Genomic DNA, 17,721 nt, shown 5'->3' with positions numbered 1-17,721 from the left:
GCTTCGCAAAGCTGCAATCGCGCCCGGCATTGCTGTGGGCAACAAAAACAGCAAGCAAGAGACAGAGCATGAGACAGGAACTGATCATTCAGGGCGTACCCGATCGCATCAAACGAGACGCATGGTGGCTGGAAACGGTCAGCACTCCGCAGTCCCAGCAACGGCGTCTTTCAACACCTGACGGGCCGTTGCTGAAATCCCTTCGGATGCAGCACGCGATCCCGTTGCTGGCGGCGTTGATCACGCTTGCGGATTGGCTGTTCTGGAACCAACCGGCGGGTATTTCGGTCGCGGTATTCTCGTTGCTCTTTGCGGCGGCCATCATGGTTGCCAGACCACAGCGGCCCAGCCCGATCCAGTGGCTGGGGTCCATGACCTTTGCGCTTATGTGCAACTTGCCGGTTGCCGTTGATCTGCAACTCTTGTCGCTGATGTTCAGTCTGGGCGGGATCGTGTGCCTTGCCGTTTGGGTCGTTTATGGAAGCCGCTCGAACGAGCACCTTGTCCTGCGCTCGGCCCTGAAACTGCCAATTGTTGGAAGCCTTATGCTGTTTCGCGACACCGCGCGGGCCAGCAAATCGGTCGATCTCGGATCGGGCGCTCGCAATCAGGCGGCGTCGATGCTGTTGCCCCTGATCATGGGCGGGGTCTTTCTGGCCCTTCTGTCCAGCGCCAACCCGCTGCTGGAGGAGTTCCTGTCCCGGTTGGATCCGGGTCGGATGTTCGAGTTGGATTTCTGGCTTCGGGTGCTGTTCTGGGCCGTCATTGCCTGTCTGATCTGGCCCTATCTCAACCTCAGCGAAAAGCTGCTGGGGTCGACCACACGCAAACCGGTTGCCAGACAGGCCGGGCCCGGTCGATCCGCCTTTTTGGTCAATCCAGCGTCGGTCCGCAACTCTCTGTTTCTTTTCAACGCCTTGTTTCTGGTCCAAACCGTCATGGACCTGGGCATCCTGACCGGCGGTGTCGCCCTGCCCGATGGGATGAACTATGCCGAATACGCGCATCGCGGGGCTTATCCGCTGGTGGTCACAGCCCTGCTTGCAGGCGTCTTTACACTGCTAACGCACAGCATGATCCGTGAGGACCGGACCTTGCGCGCTTTGGTCTATCTGTGGCTTGTGCAGAATGTTTTTCTGGTCGTAACGGCCGCGTTCCGGTTGCAGCTATATGTCGAAGCATATGCCCTGACTCACCTGCGTATTGCGGCGTTTATCTGGATGGGTTTGGTCATGGTCGGGTTGGTTCTGACCCTGTTGCAAATCAACAAAGGCCATAGCCGGGTCTGGCTGTTGCGCCGATGTTTCGCGTCCGCGCTGGCCACGCTTTATGTTTGCTGTTTCGTGAACTTCTCAGGGATTGTTGCCGATTACAATCTGCGCCATGGCGATCTGGCCTCGCGCGATACCTATTACATCTGCGGTCTGGGGGTCGATGCCTTTCCGGCCATTCATGCAGTCGAAATGGAAACGGATCAACAGATTTGCGGTCGTGCGATGTATTATGATCTGCGCCGAGACAGGATCACCAACTGGCGCGAATGGGGCTTTCGGAGATGGCGCATCCAAGCCTATTATAGGCAGCAGAATTGAAGGACCGCCGTTGATGCCCGCACGCATTCTTGTTGTCGATGACGACCCCAATATCCTTGAGGTAACAGGGATCGCGATTGAAAAAGCTGGCTATGAAACGCTGTTTGCGACCGACGGCGTTTCCGCCCTTGGCAGTTGTCAGGCAGAGCGCCCCGACCTGATCGTTCTGGACATTGGCCTGCCCGAAAAAGACGGGCTGGAAGTCTGCCGCGAGATCCGTAAATCCTCGGACGTGCCGATCCTGTTTCTGACCGCGCGGGATGATGAGATTGACCGCATCGTGGGGCTTGAGATCGGGGCCGACGACTATCTGACCAAACCCTTCTCCCCGCGCGAGCTTGTGGCGCGGATCCGGGCCATTCTGAAACGCAGCACCGCATCGGTGGCGCAAGCGGACCAGGGCCTGACGCGGGGCCGCCTGCATCTTGATCCTGACCGCCATGTTTGCCGGTTCGACGGATTGGACGTATCTCTGACCGGGTCCGAGTTCAGATTGCTGGCCACGTTGATGGCCCGGCCCGATCATGTCCTGTCGCGGGTGCAGCTGATCGACGCGCTATACGGCTACAACATCCACGTGTCCGACCGGACCATCGACAGCCACATCCGAAATGTTCGAGCCAAACTGGCCTCAGCCGGGTGTGGCGACGGTATCGTGACCATCCATGGTGTCGGGTTGAGGATGGGTTCATGCCTGCCCGGCTAAGCCGAGGATGGCGCCCCCGGCTGTGGACAGTTGTCCTGTTGGTCCTTGCAATCGTCCTGTGCCTGCCCTTCGCCGGTCTGATCCTGTTTCGGTTCTACGACAGCCAGCTGGTGCAACAGACCGAGGAAAGCCTGCTGTCCCAAGCCGCTGTGATGTCCGCGGCTTTTGCCGAACTCTACGCGGACGCAGCCGGTGCGCAGCCGCCCGATCTAAGTTCGTTTTCCGTGGATGACGCGGTGTTCCCATCCCTGTCCGTCAATCGTGAAACGATCCTGCCGCCCCGCCCGGATGCGGTTCCGGTGACAGCATCAACCGGGCCTGTCTATCGCGACATTGCCGAATTGCTGACTCGCATGTCTGACGCCGCACAAGCGCAGACACTGGCGGGCTATCGCTTCCTGGATGCCGAGGGGCGTGTCTTTGCCGGTACCGCCGAGATCGGCAAGGGGATGGGCCATGTCGAGGAGGTCCAAGTAGCATTGGCGGGCGATACCACCTCGGTCGCGCGAACGCGGTTGCGCGATGACAAACCCCCCGCGCTCTATACGTTCAGCCGTGGTGCACGGGTGCGGGTCTTTGTGGCGATGCCGGTGTTCATCGAAGAGACGCTGATCGGGGCCGTCTATATCAGCCGCACACCGAACCACATCTTCCGCTTTCTGTATGGCGAACGGTCCAATCTGATCAAAGCGGCCACATTTGTTGCCTTGTCCACCGCCCTGATCGGCTACGTCTTCTGGCGCTTCATCACCCAACCCATTCGCCTGTTGATTCAGCGCAGCCAGTCTGCGGGCCATGGTGGCCAGCCATGGGAGCCACCCGAACAGCTTGGAACCCGCGAGTTGGAAGATCTGAGCCGCAGCTTTCAGTCGCTGACCGAACGTCTGCAACGCAAGCAGGACGCGCTGAAAACCTACACGGCGCATGTCACCCATGAACTGAAATCCCCCCTGACCGCTTTGAAAGGCGCGGCCGAGTTGTTGCGGGATGATGATCTGCCCCAGCCGCAAAGGCACAGGCTTCTGGATGCGATCGACAAAAGCAGTACGCGGATGGAGGATCTGCTTGCCAACATGCGCGCCTTCAGCCTGGCCGATCAGAGCGCGCTGGCCGGGTCCTGTTGCCTGGCCGATATCGAACCAGAGTTGCGTCGGGCATACCCGAAACTGGCCCTAAAGATCGAGGCCGCAACCGCCCGGTTACCGGTCGAGGCCCGCACACTGACGCTTATGCTGACCCATCTTTTGCAAAACGCGCAACAGCATGGGGCGCAAACGGTTTACCTCAGCACGCAGCACAGTAATCGCAAGACCAGCCTGCGCATCAAGGACGATGGGGCGGGGATAAGTGAGGGCAATGTCGGCAAGGTGCTTGAACCCTTTTTCACCACGCGCCGGGACAGTGGCGGCACCGGCATGGGCCTGAACATCGTCAAGGCGACGGCCGAAGCGGTCGACGGGACGCTTGACATCGATCCCGGCAATGGCGGCGCTTGTTTTGTGATTACTTTCGATCAGGATCGCGGCGCGACGCCATGAAATCGATCAGCTTCCGCATACGTGCAGGCAGCAAACGGCGACTGGGGTAGACCGCATACATCTCGCGGGTCAAAGGGGTTGCGCCATCAACGGTCAGAGGTCGCAGACCGGCCCCGGTCATATCCGTTGGAAGCATCGCGACACCAAGATTGCGTCGGGCGGCATCCTCAAGGACGCTCAGATCGGTGAGGCTGTGCACGATATGCGAGGGGTGGATCCGCTCTCCTGAATCAAGAACCCAAGGTTGCCCCGCCACAAGGGCTGGCAGTTTCAGAAATTCTGCCCGTGTGATCGCGCCCTCCAACTCATGCTGTTTGACGAAGCCATCGCCTGCGCAGAAACAATACGGAATCGACCAAAGACGCTTTGCCACCAGACCGGAATCGCCAAGCGGCCCGACCCGGAAGGCAAGATCGACATTGTCCCGGAAGAAATCCAGCATTGCGTTTGTGGTTGTCAACTCCAGTTGAATGTCCGGATTTAGGACCGCGAAATCCAGCAGGCGCGGGCCAATGGTGGTGCGTGCCGCCAGCGGTGGGGCCGTGATGCGGATCACGTGACGGTTTGTGTCCTCGCCTATCACCGCAATGTCCTGCAACGCCTCGATGGGATCCTGACAGCGATCCAACAGATGCCGTCCTTCCTCGGTCAGCCGGACTTGTCGCGTGGTGCGTTCGAAAAGTTTGGTTTCCAGATGATCCTCAAGCGCGGCAATCCGCCGGCTGACACGGCTGAGCGGTATGTTCAACCGATCCGCCGCCTTGGAAAAGCTAAGATCCCGCGCGACGGCGGTAAACAGGGCAATGTCGTTGTAGATCATTATTCTATTTTTGGGAATTTATCTCCTGATCTCAACTATTATCTCGAATAGGCGATCTCTCTATCTTCGGTCCATCAAGACGGAGAAACCCATGTCCTACGCGATCAAACTCTCACAGACCGGCGGGCCTGATGTGCTGAGCAGGTCGGCCATTCACCCCGCAAAGCCCGGCGCGGGCGAAGTTCTGATCCGCAATCACGCGGCTGCGGTCAATTTCATCGACACGATCATTCGACGCGGCGAAATGCCCGACGGCATGATGCCCGCCCTGCCCCACATCCCCGGTGTCGAAGGCGCAGGTGTGATCGAAGGCATCGGCGACGGGGTCGATGGCTTTGCGATTGGGGACAGGGTCGCCTGGATGGGTCCGATTGGTGCCGGTGGCTACGGCACGCACTCTATCATCGGCGCACCTTATGTGACCCGGATCAGCGATAGTGTCAGTTTTGAGCGGGCCGCATCAATCCCCGTAAACGCCATGACCGCCTATCACATGCTGGTCAATCTGGGCGGCGCGGCAAAGGGAAAAACGGTTCTGGTGCATGCGGCTGCGGGCGGTGTCGGAACCATGATCCAGCATATCGCCAAACATCTTGGCATGACCGTGATCGCCTCGGCCAGTACCGACAAGATGGGCTATGCCAAAGCGCAAGGCGCGGATCATGTCATCGACTACCGAACCGAGGATGTCACGGCACGGGTGCTGAACCTGACCGGCGGTCGCGGCGTTGATCTGAGCCTGAACCCTATCTCGGGCGACACATTGACATCAGACATGGCGGCCCTGGCCCCCTTGGGAACCGTTGTGCTGTTCGGCTTTCTTGCCGGTCCGCCAACCGGGAGTTTTGCCGGGGACCTTGGGCAGCACTTTCAGAAATCCATCGCCGTGCGGGTCAGCGATATCTACACATATTTCAACGATCAACCGCGGGCCTTCAGCGCCGACCTTGCGACGGTTTTTGACCTGCTGGGTCAGGGTGTTTTGCGCCCACAGATCACCACACTGCCGATAACTGAAGCGGCAAAAGCCCATCGTCGGCTGGAAAGCGGCGATACCACCGGCAAGCTTGTACTGACAATCGAATAAGGAGAACGCTATGTCTGACGCATTGGAAACAAACCTGTCCGGCCAGCATGTCGTCATCGTGGGCGGCAGCAGCGGCATGGGCAAAGCGACCGCAAAACTGGCCAAATCCCGCGGTGCCAAAGTCACGATTGCAAGCCGCGATCCCGGCAAACTGCAAGCGGCTGCCGCTGAAATCGGCGATGTTGGACTCGCTCCGGTCGATACCACCGATGAGGCTGCTGTGACGGCATGGGCCGCCAGCCTCGGCACCGTTGATCATCTGGTCATCTCGGCCTCAAGCGCGGCGCATGGGGCGTTCACCGAACTGCCCTTGGGCCAGCTGCGCGCCATGTTCGAGGCCAAGTTTACCGGGCCCTATGTCACCGCACGCGAGGTGCTGCCCTATCTGACCGACGCAGGATCGATCACCTTCTTCTCTGGTGTTCTCAGCCGCCGCCCCTCGGCCGGGGCGACAGGGCTTGGGGCCGTCAATGCCGCCGTCGAAGCGCTGACCAAAGGGTTGGCCCTGGAACTGGCCGGACGCGCGCGTGTAAATTGTATCAGCCCCGGAATGGTTGCCACCGAAGCCTATGCCGCGATGCCGGAAGAGGCACGTCAGGGCATGTTCGCGCGGGTCGGTGACAGCTTGCCTGTCGGGCGTGTCGGGCAGGCTGACGAGATCGCGATGGCCGTGGTCATGGCTATGGTAAACGGATTTCTGACCGGAACTGTTCTGGACATTGACGGGGGGCACATGGTGCGCGCCTGACAAGGGTTTGCCGAGGTTCGGAAACCCGCCTTTATGTCGTGTCGCCCTGTTCCCAGTCGCGCTTTAGCAGGAATTGGTTTTTGAAGTTCTTCAGGCCCAGCATGACTTCGGAATCCACGATATCCTTGTCAGCGTGGATATGATCTTCGAGGAACGCGGCCAGATCGTCGGGTTCCTCGCATACCATTTCGACCATAAGATCATATCGACCGGTGACCCACAGGATGTAAACCACGCCCGAGACGGAACCCAGCCGCTCTGCCACCGCCTGAGGGGTGACTCCCGGTGCGACTTTCAGGCAGATCATCGCGTCCGCCTTGTATTCCGACGCCACCGGATCCGCGATGGCGACAATCCGCAACAGACCCGCGTCCTTCATCGCATTCACGCGGTTTCGCACCGTCCCTTCCGAGACATCCAGCTTCTGGGCAATTTCCGAGAATGCCATGCGGCCATCCACTTCCAGCATCCGGACGATCTCGCTGTTCAGACGTTCCTCGACCGAATGCGTCGCCCGCTGGCGGGTTGGTTTTGCTGTGTCTGGCTTTCGCGGTATGTTCAAAACGGGTTCCTATCACTCAAAGTTCTGACGCGTTTGCCGGCCAGCGCAAGGCATGTTAGCCAGTTCGCCCTGCTCTACAAGCCTTGGGCCTGCACCCCAAAGGATCACTCGCCCAGCAACGCGCGAATGCCCGCGTCCAGCGCAGCCGTAAAGCCCGGATCGTTGCCGGGATTGGCAGCGCAATGGCCCCAGGGTGAATCGTAGGGCCGAAACTCGGCATTTGGCATGTGCTGCGCCTCGATCGCGTTGTCTTCGGGCGGGAAATACAGGTCCTGCGTGCAGGGCATCAGGATCGCACGGGCCTTGATCGCCCCCAGGGCGGCCTTGAAATCACCGTTGTAAAGCGGCCCGGCCGAGATGTCGCCCGCCTGCCATGTGGCCAGTTTGGCCAGCAGGTTGTTGGCGTCCCAGCCTTCGACATGGTCAACCTCCCAATCGAGCAGCAGATCCTCGATGCTGTCAAAGCCAAGCTGCTTGTAAAGCCCCTCGCGATAGAAGGTTTGCGAGAACGCCCAGCCCGCATAGACCCGCCCAAACGCCTTCAGCCCCGCGACCGGAGGGCTGTCGTAATCGCCGCCATTCCAGCTTTGATCGGCGCAGAGCGCGGCCTTGACCCCTTCGAGAAACACAAAATTATGCGGCGAGGTTTTGGCCGAGGCGCAAAACGGCAGGATCGCCTGCACCATATCGGGGTATTGCGCCGCCCATTGGTAGGATTGGCACCCGGCCATCGACCAGCCTGCCACCAATGCGATCTGATCAATCCCCAGATGGTCATGGATCAGCCGATGCTGGGCGGCGATGTTGTCCCACATCTGCACCAGCGGAAAGCGCGGCCCGTCCTGCGGCGCGGGCGTGTTCGACGGGGACGAGGATCGGCCATTGCCAAACAGGTTCGGGCTGACGATGAAGTGCCGGGCCGGATCAATCGCGCGACCCGGGCCAAAGAAGCCTTCGTTGCGGGAATTGGTGCCGGTGTAGAAGGTGGGCAGCACAATCACATTGTCCCGTGCGGGCGACAGGGTGCCATAGGTCTGATAGGCCAGCCGGGCATCTTTCAGGACCTCGCCTGACAACAACTGAAAATCGCCCAGTTCGAGTATCTGAAAGTCCTGCGTCATCATCCGCCCCGCCGTTCTTGAAAGACGGCCCCGACACATGCCGGGGCCGTATGATTTGTCAGTAGAGCCGCAGGTATTCCTGCACCTCCCAGTCGGTGACCGACTGGTGATACCGCTCCCACTCGTCGTTCTTGTATTCGAGATAGGATTTCCGCATCACCGGCCCCATCACATGCTCGGCCATGTCATCGCTGCGCAGCGCCTCGATGGCGTTGAACAGGGTTCGCGGCAGGCGGCGGATGCCCAGATCAGCCAGTTCACCCTCGGTCTTGGAATAGAGGTCGAAATCGGTGGGCTTGCCCGGATCGATCTTGTTCTTGATCCCCATCACTGCGCAGGACAGGTGCATCGCCATGGCCAGATAGACGTTCATTGTCATGTCGCAGGCGCGGTTTTCGATGCAGTGGCGGCTTTGCGGCAGGCGGAACTGGGCCGAGCGGTTGTTGAACCCGTAGGTGATGTTGGTCGGCGCCCATGTGACGGTGCCGCCCTCGAACCCGCCGACGCGCGGGACCAGACCGTTATACGAGTTCACGGTCGGACAGGTGATCGCGGTGATTGCCTCGGCGTGCTGCATCAGACCACCCACGGCCCAACGGCTCTCGTCGCTCCAGTCGCCATCGGTGGTTTCAAAGATGTTCTCGCCGGGGCGGCTTTCATGCTGCATCGACATATTGATATGCGCGCCCGAGCGCCAGTCGCCCACGGTGGGTTTCGGCATGAAGGTCACGAACATGCCGTGCTTCTTGGCCACTTCCTTCAGCACGATGCGCAGAAACGCCAGACGATCGGACATTTCCAGCATGTTGGTATAGTGGAAATCCAGCTCGAACTGGGAATAGGCCCCTTCGGCCACCACGTCGTGCAGGTTCCAGCCCAGACCTTCGATGATGTCGATCATGTCCTTGAGGAACGGCATCGAGTCGACCGAGTATTCCACGTCATAGCCAAAGGCCTGACGACGCGGGCGCAGGCCATCTGCGGGATCGTCGTCAAAGGCTTTCACCGGTTGACCGGCCTCGTCATATTTCATGACGATGAACTCAGGCTCGACACCGGCATAGCCGGTATAGCCTTCCTGCGCGGCCTCATGCATTGCGCGTTTCAGCGCCTGTCGGGGGCAGACATTATAGGGCGCGTCCTCCCAATAGAGATCCGAGAAGATGATCGCCATCGAGGTGTCCCACGGGCAGATATAGACCGCGTCCAAATCCGGCACCACGACCTGATCGCTGTCTGCGGGGCTGAGTTCGGGCACGTATGAGATCGAATGCACCGCAAATTGTGGCCCTTTGCCCAGGCAGAGCTGTTCAAAATCGCTCATCGGTACGGGCTTGGTCTTGGGGATACCGTGCAGGTCGATCCAGGCGCCCATGACATATTTCACGCCCGCCTCTTCCAGCCGCTTTTTCACCTCGGGAATCTTCGGCCGGTTGCGTTCGACCGCGTCGTGAAAGCTTTCGTAATAGATCTTGGCGCTGGTGTTGTCTTTGGGCATTTGGCGTCCTCCTGTCAGGGTGCCACCCGTCGTTTGGATCATGTCCGGGCGGTCTGGATTCTGGGCGTTCATTCGCCGTTTGGGGGGAAGGCAGACACCCTATTCGCGGGGAGAGCACATCAGGTGCCTGCCTTCAGGTCGCAGCGGTGCGTCAACCCCCTACAAAATCGTCCGGATCAATGCCGGGTACCTTGGTGATCCCGGCCAGTTGCTTCCAGTTATGGGGATAGGCGGCGTAGAAGATCACGCAGCGATCATCCGCCTCATACGAGATGTGGTTGTCCTTTGGGATGAACAGCACATCGCCGCGGTTGCAGATATATTCCTCGCCATCGCAGACCAGCCGGAAGGTGCCTTCCAGGCAATAGATGATCTCATCACAGGTCAGGTCCCACGGCACCTTGATGTTCTTGAGCACATTGATGCCGCCGCACATCGTATCGCTGAAGGCGCTGGTCACCATCGGTTTGATATAGGTGTCGCTGTCGCTATCGCCGATCTGGTTATAGCGGTCTTGGACAAGGTCCCATTTCATAAGTCTTGGTGCGTTGCCCATGGATCAGGACCCTTCCTTGGCCAGATGTTTCAAAATGCTTTCGTTCAGTTCGACCTTGTAGCCATCCGGGTCCTCGCAAAACGCGATCACGCGGGTGCCGTTCTTCATCGGCCCGGGCGGGCGGGTGATATTGACGCCAGCGGCTGCCAGATCCTCGCAGGCTTTGTAGACGTCAGGGGTTTCGATGCAGATATGGCCCCAGCCATTGCCCTTGTCGTAAGGCTCTTCCTGATCCCAGTTCGCGGTCAGTTCCAGCGTCGGAGATTCGGCCTCGGGGCCATAGCCGATGAAGGTATTGGTGAACTTGCCTTCGGGATAATCCGTGCGGCGCAGCACCTGCATGCCCAGAATACCGCAATAGAATTCCAGCGATTTTTCCATGTCCATCACGCGCATCATCGTATGCGCCAGACGGAAGCCGCTGCTTAGGTTGTCGGTCACTGTTTTCTCCCTAATTCAGTGGTGTTCGGCGGTGGCGACATCACGGGCCACCAGTTCCTGAAATGCGCGTACGCTGTCTTCCCAGGCCGGGGACAACACACCCCCGGCTTCCGAGACGATCGAAGACCGCCCCAGTTGCAGCCGTTCCGTCATTTCGTGATCTTCCTTGTGGACGTCCCACCACAGCTTTTTCAGCCCCTCAACTTCCTCGGGCGTCAGAGATTGTCCTTCGGTGGTATAAAGCGCCCGCTTCTGCATCATCGTGCCGGGGCCGGTGGGGATGTTCAGATAAACCCCCAACTGATCGGGGAAATACCGGCCCAGAATGAAGTTCGGATACAGCGTCAGATACCGCGAACTGACAGCCAGACTGCCGGAAGTGCCGACCTCTTCGTCCAGATCGACCGCGCTGCCCAGGCAATTGCCATCGATGATCGTGTAATGATCTTCAAGCGGCTGATCGGTGGTCGAGGCATGGACGAACTGCACATGATAGGGCTCGATGAAGTTCTCCATGATGAACTTCCAGTTGCAGGCAATTTCGCCGAAATCCAGCGTCCCGATACAGTCGAGCTTGTCCCAGTCCATACCGTCCAGACGGGTTCGGATTGCGGCGGAATATTCCTCGAAATCGGGGGCGTTGCCGTCGAGATTGACGAAGATCCAGTCGTTCCAGACATGGCTGCGCACCGGAACCAGACTGTTCTGCGATTTGTCGAACCCGTCGGCCTGATGGTCGTTCGCGCCGCCAAAATGGGGGGCAGCACGCAGTTGCCCATCCAGATCATAGGCCCAGGCGTGATAGGGGCAGCGGATCAGCTTGCCCAGGTTCTTGGGCGCGTCCACCAGCGTCAGACAGCGGTGGCGGCAGATATTGTGGAACGCCTTGATCTCGCCCGCCGTATTGCGCACCAGCAGCAGGGGATGTTCGGCCACGGTGACGGGAACCGTGTCCCCAACCGCCTGCAATTCATGGGCAAAGCCGACGCAAACCCAGTTGCGGGTAAAGACCGAGGCACACTCGGCCCGCCAGAACTCCGCATCCTTATAGGCCGCCGCAGGCAAGCCGTGCTTTAGGGTTGATTCCTCGTAGAAGGGCTCAAGCAACGAATGGATTGGCTTCATCGTTCAAGTTCCTGACACAGGGTTTCGAATTCTGCAGCGCAGCCGTGGTGGTGATACGGCCTCGCCTTGATTGAGCAGTAGTGAACTGCGAAAACCGCATCCTGTCCACTACTTTTTGCGAAACCATCACATAAATTCTGCTGATCCCTCAAACTTTTCGTGAGATTGGCTCTTTCGTGTCAGATTTTCGCAAAATTTACTGAGGCGAATGTCGGGCGCGGCAGAATGGGATGGTCGCCTTTTGCGACTCGGGATCAGTGAATCACTTTGCGCTGCGCGTGCTTCATCAGGCGGCTTGCCCGGTTCGAGATGGTGCTCAGAATGTCCTGTACCGGCGCAATATCCCGGATCAGACCGATACTCTCACCCGAATATGGGACTGCGTCGTCGTGATCCCCTTGGGCCTGCAAGATTCGGCGTATTTGCGCATCTGGCAGGTCACTTTCCGCACTGGCCCAAAGCCGCGTGCCCATCAAAACGCCATCCGCGCCCAGCATGAGGCAGGCTGCCAGCCCCCGGGCATCGGCAATGCCGCCTGCGGCCAGCACGACGATGTCATGGTCTGCATGGTGCATATAGTCGGCCACTTCCGGCAACAGGCACAGTGTCGACCGCCCGCCCGCCTCGCCACGTGCCACAACGACATGCGCCCCGGCTTCAACCGCCATCGCAGCGCTTTGCAGGTCGTGGACCTGACAGATCAACCTTGTCTTTGCCTGTGCGATCCGGGGCGCGAACGGACGCGGATCGCCATCGGTCAGAAAGATTGCACGCGGGCGATGCTTTAGCGCCAGATCAAGCAGGTCGGGATTTCGCTTGAGATGCGCGGCGCTGAAACCGCAGCCAACCGATTCATTTCCCGCCGCACGGAACTGGGCAGCGATCCAATCGCCATTCTGTGCCCCGACACCGATCATCCCCAACCCACCGGCCCGCGCCACCGCCGAGGCCAGCCGACCATCTGCCATCCCCGGCATCGGGGCCAGCACCACGGGGCTTGTCAGCCCGAACAGACGGGTCAATCGCGTGTCGATCATGCTCCACCTCCTCAAAGACAGCCGAGTGAAACACGGGTTTCGGGGCTGAAACGTATGTTTTGGCGACATTGAATGTCTGGAAGCGGCAATATTCGGGGGATTGTTGAATATTGTCTTAGTGACAAGTTTCGTAGACTCATATCTTGTCACAGTGACAATTTACGAGGACCCGCTTGCCCAGACCCAAAATCGATACCTAGCGCCGTGAACAGATCCTTGAGGCTCTGGAAATCGTCGTGCTGAAAGAGGGGCTGGCGAAAACGACCTTGTCCAAGGTTGCCGCGCAGGCGGGATTGCCGCGACCGCTTATTCGGTACTACGCGGGCAATCGCGACAGTCTGATCCAGCTGCTGTTTGATCGTGTCTTTGCCCGCAGCGAGGACCATCTGGACAAGCTGCAACCGCAATCCGGGGTCGTCTCGACAGAACGTCTGGTCGATCTGTTCGTGCAGGACATCTTCGCGGACAAGGTCATGAACAAGCTGATGAAAGAGCTTTGGTTCGCCTCAGGCTCTAGCCCCTCGATTTCCGAGGGGCTGCAAGCGCTTTACCAAAGGGTCTGCGCCACGCTTTGCGACAGTATGGCCCGCGACGGTTTGGGCCACAGCGATATCGACCGGTTTGACCGGGCCTTCAGCATTGCTGCGCTGTGTTTCGGGGCAACCAGCTTTTGCGAAATCGCGCTGCATCCCAACGATCCAGATCGTGTCCGCGAAACCGCGCGCGCGATCCTTTTGAACGAAAATCTGAAACGGTGAGGAGTCAGATGAGTACACAAACTGAAACGCGTGGTGGTCTGTGCACCACAAGTCTTTCTCTGTAGGCCAGCGTGTTTCGCGCCTTGTTTCGGGCCGGTCAAACCTCGCCAAAATGGACCCCAACGACCCCAAAAAACCGCGCACCACCCTTGCTTGACGCCTCAGAATCCGGCCCATAGGTTGCGTCGCAATCAACCTGATGAAGCAGAAAGGGTCACTTATGACCAAGGCATATTCCGTCGTCACCTACACCGAAATCTCTGATCCCGAGTGCTTTGCCGCATATGCCGCGATTGCAGGCCCCGCGATCCAGGCCGCTGGCGGGCGCTTCGTCACCCGCTCGGAACCGGCTGAGATTCTGGAAGGTGAAAACAACAACCGTGTCGTTGTGATCGAGTTCGAAAGCGTCGAAGCGGCGCATAGCGCCTATTACAGCGTCGCCTATCAGGACGCGATCCGCACATTGGGCAATGGTGCCCGTCGCGATTACCGCATCGTTCCGGGGTGCTAATCAGCCCGGCGGTGCGCTGACGCCACAAAGTCAAAACCTGAACCGACGGCCGTGCCGTCAGTAACTTGACAGTGTGGTAACACAATGATGTTCCCTCTTGGTTTATTGATTTTCAAATCAATTCATTTCGGATGAGGGTGGATCACCATGTCACCGCAAAAGGCCTGCGCCCGTCCGACGCGGCGGCTTCTGAAAGGGGCCAAACCGGGCAAATCGATGCTTTCGGTTCACTCCAAAGTGCACAAGTTGTCCTCGCTCAAACTTTTGATCGACAACCCGCAGGCGAATTTTCTGTGCACCAGCATGGCCGGGGTGTTGCAGCCGCCGCGCATCTCGCATGATCAGCATAATTTCACCTCGGTTTTCGATCTGGGCATGGCTGAGTGCGGCGGGAACACCGCGATTGTCGCCGGTCTGTTGGACGGCTACGGGTGCGAGGTCGAGCGCAGCTTTTTTCTGGGCCGCGTCCCGGATGCGGCGCGCAAGCCCTTTGACACCATGATGCAGGCAAGGGCGCTTGCGTTTCAGATGTGCAAGCCCGGCACCTCGATGCATGATCTGGATGTGGCGGTGAACGACGTTTTTCGCAAAACGGGCTTTGGCGACAACCTGCTGCACCGTACCGGCCACGGGATCGGCGTGACCGCGCATGAGGGGCCGTTTCTGGCCGAAGGCTATCACCACGAAATCCGCCCCGGCATGGTCTTCACCATTGAGCCTGGGGTCTACATCGAGGGGCTGGGCGGGTTCCGTCATTCCGATACCGTACTTGTCACCGAGAACGGCAATGAAAGCCTGACACCGCTGCCCGACAGCCTGGACGACATGACCATTCCGGTCGGCTTTGGATCCAGGCTTGGTCTGTCAAAGCTGCAAATTCCGATGTTGCGTCTGGCCGCAAGGCTCAGCGGGTTGAAGCTGGAGGCGTGATTGATGTCATTGGCTTTTGCGTCCTTTTGGCTCTGAACGCCGCTTACTCTCGGGGCACAGGGGACCAGAATGCAGCCTTTCAAGACAGCACTTTACGCGCAATGCCTTTGGCTTGTGGCCGCCACCGTCTTTAACCTTCTCAGCCTGCGCGACATCAAGCAGGGTCTGCCGGGCTGGGCAGGGGATCAGGCGCTTGGTGCTCAGATGGTCGTCATTGTGATGGGTGTCGTCATTGGGCTGGGCCTGTTGGGGTGGTTCAGAACCTACCGCGTATTTGTCCTACCGGTTCTTGTGTTGCTGTTCGCAGGCGGCGTCCTGAGGCATGTTATCGCCGATCCGGCCTCTTATGCCTCGGCAACAAAATGGGCGGTAGCGATTGCGATCAACCTGTTCGGCAGCGCGGCTTTTGCCTTCGGCTTGTTTGCGGTGATCCGTTCTCGGGAATGATCGGGGGTCTGGCCCCATGTCTTCGGACACAACGCCCGAATCTGTGGCTTATCACTGGGCGCAGTTTTGGTTGAGGCGAACCTAACCAATCCGCTGACCAGCCAAAAACCAAGCGCTCAGCGCCATGAAACACGCCTTTCAGGGAAACACGGCTCGGCCGATTTGTGACTACCCGCCCTTCCCCACCTATCCGAGATGGATGGATTGGCCCAATGAATCAAAATACTTAAGCGGGCAGCTCTCCGGTTGCTTTGCAAAAACGCAAAATAGATATGCGAAATTTTTTATGGGAATTGCATTTTTACATGGATAGGAAACGGAAAAGCTTAGTGGAGAAAGCCAATGGAACAACTGACTCACTTCATCAACGGCGAGCACACCGCCGGAACAACATCGCGCTTTGCCGATGTCTACAACCCCGCAACCGGTGAAGTTCAGGCGAAATGCCCGCTGGCGACCACTGAAGAAGTCAACAAAGCGGTCGAGCTTGCTGCTGCGGCACAACCGGCTTGGGGCGCAACCAACCCGCAGAAACGCGCACGCGTTCTGATGAAGTTTGTCAGCCTGCTGAACCGCGACATGGACAAGCTGGCCGAAGCGCTGAGCCGCGAGCACGGCAAGACCCTGCCCGACGCCAAAGGCGACATCCAGCGCGGTCTGGAAGTGGCGGAATACTGCATCGGTGCCCCCCAAATGCTGAAAGGTGACTTCACCGACAGCGCCGGTACCGGCATCGACATGTACTCGATGCGTCAGCCTCTGGGTGTGACCGCGGGTATCACCCCGTTCAACTTCCCGGCCATGATCCCGATGTGGATGTTTGCCCCGGCCATCGCCTGCGGCAACGCCTTCATCCTGAAACCGTCCGAGCGCGCGCCGTCGGTTCCGCTGATGCTGGCCGAACTGATGGAAGAAGCCGGTCTGCCCAAGGGCGTCCTGCAGGTCGTTAACGGCGACAAGGAAGCGGTTGACGCAATCCTGCACAACCCGACGGTTCAGTCGATCGGTTTTGTCGGCTCGACCCCGATTGCCGAATACATCTACGCAACCGGCTGTGCCAACGGCAAGCGCGTGCAGTGCTTTGGCGGTGCAAAGAACCACATGATCATCATGCCCGATGCGGATCTGGATCAGGCCGCCGACGCTCTGATCGGTGCCGGTTACGGTGCGGCAGGCGAACGCTGCATGGCGATCTCGGTTGCCGTTCCGGTTGGCGACGAAACCGCAGACCGTCTGATCGAAAAGCTGGTCCCGCGTATCGAAAGCCTGAAGGTCGGCCCCTACACCTCGGGCAACGACGTTGACTATGGTCCGGTTGTCACCTCGGCCGCCAAGGAAAACATCCTGCGTCTGGTTCAGAGCGGTGTTGATCAGGGCGCGAAGCTGGTCGTCGATGGCCGCGACTTCAACCTGCAAGGCTATGAAGACGGTTTCTATGTCGGTCCGCACCTGTTCGACCACGTGACAACCGACATGGACATCTACAAGCAAGAGATCTTCGGCCCGGTTCTGAGCACCCTGCGCGCCAAGACCTACGAAGAAGCCATTGGTTATGCGATGGACCATGAATACGGCAACGGCACCGCGATCTACACGCGCGACGGCGACACCGCCCGTGACTTTGCCAACCGTATCAACATCGGCATGGTCGGCATCAACGTTCCGATCCCGGTTCCGCTGGCCTATCACACCTTCGGTGGCTGGAAGAAATCGGCCTTTGGCGACCTGAACCAGCACGGCCCGGATGCGTTTAAATTCTACACGCGCACCAAGACCGTGACCGCGCGCTGGCCCTCGGGCATCAAGGAAGGTGGCGAGTTCACCATCCCGGTCATGGAATAACTCTTCGGGTCCGAGAGCGCCCCGGCGCTCTCACCCCTCTTTCTGGGCCGTTGTCGAAACCCGGCAATACCTGCCCAGAGACATCACGGCGGCGTTTGCCAAGGCAGACCCGCATATCTGGCAGATCCCAAACGGCCAGGCCGTTGGGCTTTGATCTGCCGAGACCTGATCGCCGATGCGTGCCAAACGGCAACAAAACGCGGCGGATCACCGGAACACGCACACTTGCAAGGCTGTGCGTTTGGCTCGGAGACGCACTCCTTCTCCCCTGTCTCCGAGCCGACTTCCCACGACATTGAAAGAGCTGCACATGAAAATAGGCACACCAAGAGAGATATATGAGGGTGAGAATCGGGTTGCGATGACGCCTGAGTCTGCGGTTCAGTTGCAGAAGCTGGGGTA

At 59.0% G+C, this 17,721-nt stretch carries 18 protein-coding genes; 10 read left to right on the top strand and 8 right to left on the bottom strand.

Features of this window, described 5'->3' with window-relative positions:
* Window positions 1-68 precede the first annotated feature (68 nt).
* Genes ACR0E6_RS12800 through ACR0E6_RS12790 form a run of 3 tightly spaced genes read left to right on the top strand, consistent with a single transcriptional unit; the run spans window position 69 to window position 3,836 of the window.
* Window positions 69-1,592 carry a DUF4153 domain-containing protein gene (locus ACR0E6_RS12800; protein ID WP_480583973.1) on the top strand — a complete coding sequence of 508 codons (1,524 nt, stop codon included), beginning with the start codon at window positions 69-71 and terminating at the stop codon, window positions 1,590-1,592.
* Window positions 1,593-1,605: 13 nt separating this feature from the next.
* Window positions 1,606-2,298 (top strand): response regulator transcription factor, encoded by a 693-nt coding sequence (locus ACR0E6_RS12795; protein ID WP_480583970.1) that lies wholly within the window; start codon window positions 1,606-1,608, stop codon window positions 2,296-2,298.
* Window positions 2,283-3,836 carry a HAMP domain-containing sensor histidine kinase gene (locus ACR0E6_RS12790; RefSeq protein WP_480583967.1) on the top strand — a complete coding sequence of 518 codons (1,554 nt, stop codon included), beginning with the start codon at window positions 2,283-2,285 and terminating at the stop codon, window positions 3,834-3,836. Before ACR0E6_RS12795 ends, ACR0E6_RS12790 begins: the two co-directional genes overlap by 16 nt.
* Here ACR0E6_RS12790 and ACR0E6_RS12785 read toward each other — a convergent pair.
* On the bottom strand, window positions 3,802-4,656 hold the full coding sequence (locus tag ACR0E6_RS12785) for a LysR family transcriptional regulator (protein ID WP_480583964.1): 855 nt from the start codon (window positions 4,654-4,656) through the stop codon (window positions 3,802-3,804). The two genes, ACR0E6_RS12790 and ACR0E6_RS12785, sit on opposite strands and share 35 nt — an antisense overlap.
* Window positions 4,657-4,747: 91 nt before the next feature.
* On the opposite strand from ACR0E6_RS12785, the gene ACR0E6_RS12780 reads away from it, so the two are divergent.
* Together ACR0E6_RS12780 and ACR0E6_RS12775 are read left to right on the top strand one after the other, a co-directional pair.
* Window positions 4,748-5,743 (top strand): quinone oxidoreductase family protein, encoded by a 996-nt coding sequence (locus ACR0E6_RS12780; RefSeq protein WP_480583961.1) that lies wholly within the window; start codon window positions 4,748-4,750, stop codon window positions 5,741-5,743.
* Window positions 5,744-5,753: 10 nt separating this feature from the next.
* Window positions 5,754-6,491 carry an SDR family oxidoreductase gene (locus ACR0E6_RS12775; RefSeq protein WP_480583958.1) on the top strand — a complete coding sequence of 246 codons (738 nt, stop codon included), beginning with the start codon at window positions 5,754-5,756 and terminating at the stop codon, window positions 6,489-6,491.
* Window positions 6,492-6,522: 31 nt separating this feature from the next.
* Here the strand turns inward: ACR0E6_RS12775 and ACR0E6_RS12770 are convergent, their stop codons facing one another.
* From ACR0E6_RS12770 to ACR0E6_RS12740, 7 genes are all read right to left on the bottom strand, one after another.
* Entirely contained in the window at window positions 6,523-7,053 is a 531-nt protein-coding gene (locus tag ACR0E6_RS12770; protein WP_480583955.1) for an Lrp/AsnC family transcriptional regulator, read from the bottom strand.
* 104 nt (window positions 7,054-7,157) lie between these two features.
* Window positions 7,158-8,174: an alpha/beta fold hydrolase gene (locus ACR0E6_RS12765; protein WP_170630489.1), complete on the bottom strand. Its 1,017-nt coding sequence runs from the start codon at window positions 8,172-8,174 to the stop codon at window positions 7,158-7,160.
* Window positions 8,175-8,232: 58 nt separating this feature from the next.
* Window positions 8,233-9,672 (bottom strand): glutamine synthetase family protein, encoded by a 1,440-nt coding sequence (locus tag ACR0E6_RS12760; protein WP_480583951.1) that lies wholly within the window; start codon window positions 9,670-9,672, stop codon window positions 8,233-8,235.
* Window positions 9,673-9,823: 151 nt separating this feature from the next.
* The gene (locus ACR0E6_RS12755; RefSeq protein WP_480583948.1) at window positions 9,824-10,228 is read right to left on the bottom strand and encodes an AraC family ligand binding domain-containing protein; all 405 of its coding nucleotides are present in this window, start codon (window positions 10,226-10,228) and stop codon (window positions 9,824-9,826) included.
* Between the two features lie 3 nt (window positions 10,229-10,231).
* Entirely contained in the window at window positions 10,232-10,669 is a 438-nt protein-coding gene (gene gloA, locus ACR0E6_RS12750; RefSeq protein WP_170622651.1) for a lactoylglutathione lyase, read from the bottom strand.
* 15 nt (window positions 10,670-10,684) lie between these two features.
* Window positions 10,685-11,794, bottom strand: coding sequence for an aromatic ring-hydroxylating oxygenase subunit alpha (locus ACR0E6_RS12745; protein ID WP_480583944.1), 1,110 nt, complete (start codon window positions 11,792-11,794; stop codon window positions 10,685-10,687).
* A 254-nt stretch (window positions 11,795-12,048) separates the two neighbouring features.
* Entirely contained in the window at window positions 12,049-12,831 is a 783-nt protein-coding gene (locus tag ACR0E6_RS12740; protein WP_480583941.1) for a nitronate monooxygenase, read from the bottom strand.
* 236 nt (window positions 12,832-13,067) lie between these two features.
* Between ACR0E6_RS12740 and ACR0E6_RS12735 the strand changes: the two genes are divergently transcribed.
* The 5 genes from ACR0E6_RS12735 (at window position 13,068) to ACR0E6_RS12715 (ending at window position 17,319) form a co-directional block, all read left to right on the top strand.
* Complete coding sequence (locus tag ACR0E6_RS12735) at window positions 13,068-13,589, top strand: TetR/AcrR family transcriptional regulator (protein WP_480583938.1); 522 nt, start codon at window positions 13,068-13,070, stop codon at window positions 13,587-13,589.
* Window positions 13,590-13,809: 220 nt separating this feature from the next.
* Window positions 13,810-14,100, top strand: coding sequence for a DUF1330 domain-containing protein (locus tag ACR0E6_RS12730; protein ID WP_170630485.1), 291 nt, complete (start codon window positions 13,810-13,812; stop codon window positions 14,098-14,100).
* A gap of 147 nt (window positions 14,101-14,247) precedes the next feature.
* Entirely contained in the window at window positions 14,248-15,030 is a 783-nt protein-coding gene (locus tag ACR0E6_RS12725) for a M24 family metallopeptidase (protein ID WP_170622656.1), read from the top strand.
* 69 nt (window positions 15,031-15,099) lie between these two features.
* The gene (locus ACR0E6_RS12720) at window positions 15,100-15,477 is read left to right on the top strand and encodes a hypothetical protein (protein WP_480583933.1); all 378 of its coding nucleotides are present in this window, start codon (window positions 15,100-15,102) and stop codon (window positions 15,475-15,477) included.
* 342 nt (window positions 15,478-15,819) lie between these two features.
* Window positions 15,820-17,319, top strand: a complete 1,500-nt coding sequence (locus tag ACR0E6_RS12715; protein ID WP_170622658.1) for a CoA-acylating methylmalonate-semialdehyde dehydrogenase — start codon at window positions 15,820-15,822, stop codon at window positions 17,317-17,319.
* Window positions 17,320-17,721 lie beyond the last annotated feature (402 nt).

This window comes from Ruegeria sp. AP12 (genome assembly GCF_056540025.1).
This window is presented reverse-complemented; position numbering and strand designations above follow the sequence as displayed.